4 protein-coding genes and 4 pseudogenes are annotated in these 7,162 nt (G+C 55.9%); 6 read left to right on the forward strand and 2 right to left on the reverse strand.

What is annotated here, in order from left to right; translation table 11 throughout:
• The 3 genes and pseudogenes from SLH47_RS25850 to SLH47_RS25860 all read left to right on the forward strand — a co-directional run.
• A pseudogene (locus tag SLH47_RS25850) lies at positions 1-334 on the forward strand (hypothetical protein); the annotation flags it as partial.
• Positions 335-1,183: 849 nt separating this feature from the next.
• Positions 1,184-2,116, forward strand: a pseudogene (gene dnaG / locus SLH47_RS25855) (DNA primase); the annotation flags it as partial.
• 523 nt (positions 2,117-2,639) lie between these two features.
• Positions 2,640-3,056: a hypothetical protein gene (locus SLH47_RS25860; protein ID WP_320243980.1), complete on the forward strand. Its 417-nt coding sequence runs from the start codon at positions 2,640-2,642 to the stop codon at positions 3,054-3,056.
• Between the two features lie 86 nt (positions 3,057-3,142).
• On the opposite strand, the gene SLH47_RS25865 is transcribed toward SLH47_RS25860, so the two are convergent.
• Both SLH47_RS25865 and SLH47_RS25870 read right to left on the reverse strand, forming a co-directional pair.
• Positions 3,143-3,760, reverse strand: coding sequence for a Uma2 family endonuclease (locus tag SLH47_RS25865; RefSeq protein WP_320243982.1), 618 nt, complete (start codon positions 3,758-3,760; stop codon positions 3,143-3,145).
• 26 nt (positions 3,761-3,786) lie between these two features.
• Positions 3,787-4,005 (reverse strand): annotated as a pseudogene (locus SLH47_RS25870) (helix-turn-helix domain-containing protein); the annotation flags it as partial.
• A gap of 120 nt (positions 4,006-4,125) precedes the next feature.
• Here SLH47_RS25870 and SLH47_RS25875 point away from each other — a divergent pair.
• The 3 genes and pseudogenes from SLH47_RS25875 to SLH47_RS25885 all read left to right on the forward strand — a co-directional run.
• Entirely contained in the window at positions 4,126-4,266 is a 141-nt protein-coding gene (locus SLH47_RS25875; protein WP_320243984.1) for a hypothetical protein, read from the forward strand.
• Between the two features lie 130 nt (positions 4,267-4,396).
• A complete protein-coding gene (locus SLH47_RS25880; RefSeq protein ID WP_320243986.1) occupies positions 4,397-4,594 on the forward strand; it encodes a hypothetical protein in 198 nt (65 codons plus the stop codon).
• A 355-nt stretch (positions 4,595-4,949) separates the two neighbouring features.
• Positions 4,950-7,162 (forward strand): annotated as a pseudogene (locus SLH47_RS25885) (hypothetical protein); the annotation flags it as partial.

Consider the following 7,162-nt stretch of genomic DNA (forward strand, 5'->3'; position numbering starts at 1 on the left):
TGATGAACGTATTCGACTGGCGCTCTGCGACGAGGTGCGACTAGCCTACGGGGACTATGACCACGTGTCCTTTGAAACTTCCACTGGAACGCAGTTTTTTCGCGGTGCGCAGGGCACCGCCAGCGGTCCTATGGAAACCGCTACGAGCAGGCAGGTTCGTGTACTGACCTTTTCAATTACAAAGGACAGGCATCTGCTGGACGCTGCAATGAGCGTCATTCACCGTCTACACTCTTATGAAGAACCGGTGATCTACGTTCGGGATGCTTTCGCCAGTCGTTCTCTGCCTGAGAAACGGCAAAACGAAGAAAAATGGTGGATGAAATCCGACTGAAGCAGCCATTCATTGGCGATGCAGCATCGGTCGGAATGGGCTGATTGTGTTGAAAAACTCGAAAATCTGACAGCTGCATTTTTTTTGCCAGAATCCTTTCCAGACACAGACTTGGCACCTATTGCCTGCCAGAGCCTCTGGGCGCCTTCGACGTCGCCAAAGCCGGTCCTAAACCGACCCCCTCGATGAATTCTCGGAGAGGCTCTCTAGCCAAGCACTTTCCGAGGTCCTAGTCGAATGCAAAAGTCGGCGAACTATCGCACCAAGAGCGCACAAACTGGCAAGCACAAGACCGTGCGGCATATGCCTTAAAACCGAGCGCTCTGGCTCGTCTTCACCTGATTTGGACAAAGCCGTAGACGCCATCAAAACTGCTCGACTCCGCATGAGCGCATCACAACGCGGAGCATTTGACGCGTGGCTGCTGAACAAAATCCGCTGACAAGACAAGGGACAACGCAATGAACTACATCGATTTAGAGGCCCTCATGGTCATCATGATTACGGCACCTTCTGCAGCGATTACGCGCTTTGACTGCTCAATTCTTCAGCGTTGTAATATATGCATAGCTGCATTGCAGCTTGAATACTTGCCGCTGCGCAGAGCCAGTCCCATTTTACAGTCAAAGGGGTCGTAATCTCATCCTCCTCCCGAGAGACCGATCTCCGCATAGCGGTTGTTGTACCTCCTCCCGCAACAGTCGCAAAAGCATTAAAGCGTTGCCAGAAATGGCAGCGCTTTATTGTGTTTCAGGAGCCAGATCATACGTCCAGTTGGACCATGCGTTAGAAGAGAAGAACCAGGAAACAGGTCTAGGGGGCTTGGCTCATTTCGGCTATGTTGAAATGATGAATGATTTACTACCACCAGGATTTCTGGACGAGCTGCGGGCGCGGCTATCTATCGGGCAGGTCATCGGGCGCGAAGTCACGTGGGATCAACGTTAGTCCAACCCAGGTAAGGGTGATTTATGGGCGCCGTGCCCGTTTCACCAGGAAAAAACCGCCAGCTTTCATGTCGATGATCGCAAAGGGTATTATTATTGCTTTGGCTGTCACGCGAAGGGAGATGTAATTTCATTTGTGCGCGAAACCGAGAATGTCGGCTTCATGGAGGCGGTTCGGATTCTCGCGGATGAGGCGGGGATGACCATGCCGGCGCGCGACCCTGAGGCACAGAAGAAAGCGGATCGTCGCACGCTGTTGGCGGACGTCATGGAACAGGCGGTGCAGTTTTATCGCCTGCAGTTGAAAACCGGGGCAGGAACCGCAGCACGCGATTGTCTAGCAGGCCGTGGACTTGGCGATGAAGCACTGGAGCGCTGGGAGATTGGATTCGCGCGACCCGGGTGGCAGAACCTTTGGAATCATTTGACGTCCAAAGGTGCGATAGAAGATTTGATCCTTGGTGCAGGTTTGGCCAAGCTTTCAAACCAGGGCAAGAAATCCTATGACACATTTCGCCACCGCATCATGTTCCCGATCCGCGACACACGCGGGCGTGCGATTGCGTTCGGGGGTCGTGCAATGGATCCGGTAGATAACGCCAAATACCTGAATTCCCCGAAGACCGAGCTGTTCGACAAAGGCCGCGACCTGTTCAACTACGGCCCTGCCCGCGAAGCTGCCGGTAAGGGATAACCGCTGTTGGTGGCCGAAGGGTACATGGATGTGATCGCGTTAAGCGAGGCGGGATTTGGTGCATCCGTGGCGCCACTTGGCACGGCCGTGACGGAAACCCAGTTAAAGATGATGTGGCGCGTGGCGCCCGAACCGGTGATCACGCCGGCCGTAACGCGACCCGACAACGGGGATCTTGCGCGGGTTTGTCTGACCGAGGAATTTGCGAAGCTCACGGCGCGCCGCAACCATGAGCAAGAGATGCAAGACTCCATTGAGGAAATGCGTTCAGATGTGGTCGATGAGGGGTTGACGGAGCGGCTGGCCCAGTCGAATGCCGCCGTGAATAAAGCTGACCGCCTGTCGAGCGATGACAGCGATGAGTACGATAGATCTGATAGGGGGACACAAATGAAAAAAGATGACCGCTCGGCATTTGATGCACTTTTGGTGCAGATTGATTTAGCAGAAGGTGCCAAGCGGTCCACATCAGATTAGCGAAACTGGTGCCGTTCAACAAAGACAGGCCTGATCTTGGTGCAATAGTGTAAAATCAAACCAATTCAGTGGGTATCTCCGCCCCTGACCGGGGTAAATTCACATGCGTCAGCTGACCATTCAACAGACCGTGGCCCTATGGGGAGGACTGCGCCCTGCGCGCCGCGTTTCCAGGGCGCTTGGTGTAATGGATGTGACGGATGCGGTGCGTGCCATTGATCCCAGTTGGCCAATCATTGCCCGCGTCGCGGCCGTTCACATCGGTGTTGAAAAATTCTTCTGGACCCGCGCTCGCGGCAGTACCCAAGGAATACGGCGCGAGATCATTGAAGCCCGCGTCCTTCTCAAGCTTCGAGGGTACACACATATTGCCGTAACGGGGCCGTTCCTACTCAGGATCAGACGCCGCACCCGTCTGAGCGAGGTTCGCTCATTTCGAAATGCGCGAGCGATCAGTGCACCAATCAATGCCCTTTACCGAGGACGGCTGGCTGCATGGGACTGGATATCACGCAACCGAAGCATAGAGGGTACCGCCAGACTGGAAGAACTCGGTGCAATTGCCGCGCAGGGCTTCCAGGAGCATGGCGTGTTTGAGATTTGAGGCTGCGTTATAGGTGCAAGTGATTTGAGCGAGAAGTAGCGATGGTTGCAGGCTGAGCCAACCATGTTTGCAAGCCGCGACAACTATCAGTCTGGCCACAGGGCAGAGAGTTCAAATTCGATAGCATCGAACGGCGCCACTGAAACCTTGTCGTCGTCTTTCAGCGCCGCGATCAGTGTCCAACTGCCGTCTTGATTGGCAAAGGCTTCTAGTGTCCGCGCAACAGGATCGACAAACCACAGATGACTAACGCCAGCTTCACCATAGAGAGTACGTTTCTCCACAAGATCGAACTGGCGCGTGCTGCGCGATAGAACTTCGCATACCCAATCAGGCGCCAGATCAAAGGCGGCTGTATCCGGAAACTCTGGCATGCGTTCACGCCGCCAACCAGCAATGTCTGGTACAAGAACATTCTCATCGAGATGCAGTTCGGGTTCGTCGATTATCCACCAGCCACCAAGGCCCTCACCCCCAAGTTGGAACGTGCTGCCTAATTTCATACCAAGTACAGATCCAGCGAAACCATGACGGCTTGTGGGCCGTGGATGAAGATGAAGTGCGCCACGAACCAGTTCGGCCACCATGTTTGCCGGGGCGTCTATGACGTCTTGGTATGTCGCATCGTGGCGAATGATGGGTGCAACCTGATTCATCGACAGAAGTCCTTTCGCAAGATGAATATAGTGCGAAACAGCTGCCACGTCACCTTCTCTATGCCGAGGTGAGTGCGGCGCTTCTCATACGTGTCTTGAGCATTCAGCGCGTAGTAACCGTTCAGCTCCGGCAGTTCCTTGTCCTCGTAGGTGTTCCGCTTCAATTCGCGATATATCGTCGATGGCGCGCGACCCAACCGATCCGCAATCTCAGGAATCGGCATTTTGGCTTCATGCCACTTGTCGATCTTTCGGCGTTCTTCAAAACTCAGGTGAGGGTAGCAGCGTCCCATTTATAAGCCTCCATGCAACTATCTGTATTCGTACAGAATTTGTACTTCGTTTGTGAATCCACCCGCTGATGACTCAAGGGTGGTTGCGACGTAGTCCGCCAGCATAGCCCGGAAGCAGGATTGGGAGTCCCTGACTCGGCGCAGATCGAGGAGCAGGGTGGCCACCATCCGGAGCAATTCATTGGGGTTGATCGGTTTCTTCTGAACCGACGGTTGATCGCGGACGCGCTTGATGCCGACGAGGAAGGGTTTCGTCACTGACGGCTGGGTTTACAGAGCGAAAGGTGGTGGTTTGCGATTACATGTGACCGTGCGGTGCGATAGTTTGTGTCTATCCAAATATAGGATTTGAGAATTTCCCTGAGGCTGCAGCCTCGTTCTATTATCAAGTATGGAGCGTATTGATCGGCCAGCGAATGCTCGGCTAAAAACCGCCAATTTGCACAATAAAATCAGCCTGTTACTTGCGGGCCGGATGGGTCTGGCGTATCATCGGTTCATCGGTTCATCGGTTCATCGGTTCAAGAACCAACGCTGCGCTGTGGCGCAGATGGCAGCACTCCCCGGTTACATCATCCGTACAATCTGACACCAAGCCCCGGGCCGTCCGGCGCGAGTGGATCAGTTGGTGGTCTGATCGCGGCTTCCGGATCGGATGGCCTGACGTGGTCGTCTCCGGCCGCTGTGGCGCGCGGTTTGGCTGTGCGCGATTTGGGGTCTGATATGACCCCCTCCCACCTTATCACGACTGGCTCGGACGACATGGACGCAACACCGCCAATCACCGGCGCCGGTTCGTGTCTGGTCGAAGCACCGCTTCCGATCAATCCCAACTTCAATTCCCGCATTTATGTCAACCAACTGTCTGTTCGGCAGAACAGGTGGTGCCTTTCACCGGTCGTGCTCAGGCACGCTGGCGATACCCCTCACAGGAGAGTTTCAGTATGACAAACCAGTCCTCAGACACCCAGCCCGCCCTTCGCCCGTTCAACGTCCTGGTTCGGGCTGGCCGTTTGACCAAGTTCAAGGGCCAGGTGGCAAGTATTGCGCCGGGTTTGTTGGTTGTGGCGACGGCTACGGTGCTGTTGATCGGCAGCGTGGATCAGGCGGCGGCTCAGCAGGCGACCAATGCGTGCGGTAATCCGACCGGCGCCATTTCGTGTGACGCTGGCGAATACAATGTTGGCATCACCTATGCCGGATCAGTTGTGCGAACTTTGACGCTTGGCAGCCCCGGCTTCAGCGTGGAAGGCACCGGGGTGACTGTGGATGTGACGCATAATCACGATGTTTCTGTGCAGGTTGATGATGGTGGAGACGTTGATGGAACGATCACCACCAATGGGAATTTTAACTCCGCGATTTTTGCGAAAACGACCGGTGATGGCAATGTGCACGCACACCTGATTGACGGGAATGTCGCCACGAATGGACTGGTTAGCCACGGGGTTCGGGCGGAGATCGACAATGCGGTCAGTACAGCCACGGCGAAGGCGGAAATCAGCGAAGGGAGTGTGATCAATATTTACGGCGGCGACGACTCTGCGCTTTCGGCAGTAACCGACTCCATAGGTGGCGCGGCAATCGTGCAAATGAGTGGTGGCAAAATCACTACGCATGCGGTGAACGCTGGCGCGATGCAGGCGCAGGGCCTCAGCAGACAGCTGGCGGACGCCGCCCGTGGGCAGAGCGCATCCGCTGCCTCGGTGACAGCTCTCATGACCGGAGGGGAGATCGTGACGAAAATGGAACTCGCCTCCGGGCTTGTTGCAGCGAGCCGTGGGAGCGAGGGCGAGGCACTCGCGCACATGAGTGGCGGCAAAGTCACCACGGAAGGGGAGGCGGTAGATAACGACGACCGCAAGGGGCACGCTTACGGGGTTCGGGCGCGTATCTATGAGAACGTGAACAGCACGGCCACGGCGCGGGCAAAAATGACGGGAGGAGAGATCGTGACCCACGCTCACAACAGTTGGGGGCTTTCTGCGGGAACCAACGGCACTGGTGGCGCGGCGATCGCGGAGATGGATGAAGCCGATGGCAACACCAGCAAAATCACCACGCATGGAGACCAGGCGCACGGGCTTTCTGTTTCGGTCGACGCCAAGGACGGTAACATCAATCGCAACAGTGATTCCAGCGCAACGGCGAAGGCCGTATTGAGAGCCGGGGAGATCAATACTGGTGGCCCCAATGCCCATGGTCTTCATGTCCAAGCCAATGGCCTCAATGGCACGGCGACCGCGGAAATGCATGGCGGCACAATCATCACAGAAGGTTCAAACTCTCACGGCCTTCGTGTGCGGATTGACAACACGGACCATGGAACCAACTCCGACAATACAATTGGGGTGAGGGTGGAAATGACCGGCGGGTCTATCGATGCGAAGAATAGTGGCAACAGCGTCAATGGATCCCATGGGATTTATGCGGACACCAGCGGAGCGAGTGACGTGCTCGTGGAGATGGATGCCGGCACAATCACCACGCGTGGGAGAAATTCTCACGGAATTCTGGCGGAATCGGATGGTGTTGGCACTCTGTTGGATGATCCCAAGGCGCAAGCGAAGGGGGTTGTAAGGCTGGGTACGCAGGCCAGGGTCACGGCTTTAGGAGCGAATTCAGACGGGATTCGCGTTTCGGGGAATAACGTGAAGGTTAACTCCGACTCCGGCAGCGGATCGGTTTTACTGGGTGCACGAGGCTTTGACGTGGATGTGTACGGGTCTGTGACTGGTGGGACTGGAGGCGGCGCCGCGATCCGTACGATCTCAAGCGCCGGCGGGGAGATTGACATCTTCGATGGGGCCCATGTGGCTGCAGGGGATTTTGGCATTGCAATTCAGACCCATACGCACGGATTTGATGGCTTTGTGGGACAAGACGACGATGGCACAGCGACCATCACCTCGAACGGGAACATCAAAGGCGATATTCTTCTTGATGCCGGTGACGATACGCTGCTCCTGCGGAACGGCAGTTTCGAAGGAGCCATCTATGGCGGAAACGGGAACAATTTGGTCGAGATTTCCGCCGCAGTCACCTATACCGGGCCCCGCATTCTGGACGGCGGTGAGGGTGATGATCGGCTGACCTTGCGTGGTCAGATCATCAGCAGGACAGAGGAGAACTTCCTCAACTGGGAGCACGTGGCGCT

The sequence above is a fragment of the Cognatiyoonia sp. IB215182 genome (assembly GCF_033963905.1).
In the GTDB taxonomy this organism is placed as follows: domain Bacteria; phylum Pseudomonadota; class Alphaproteobacteria; order Rhodobacterales; family Rhodobacteraceae; genus Yoonia.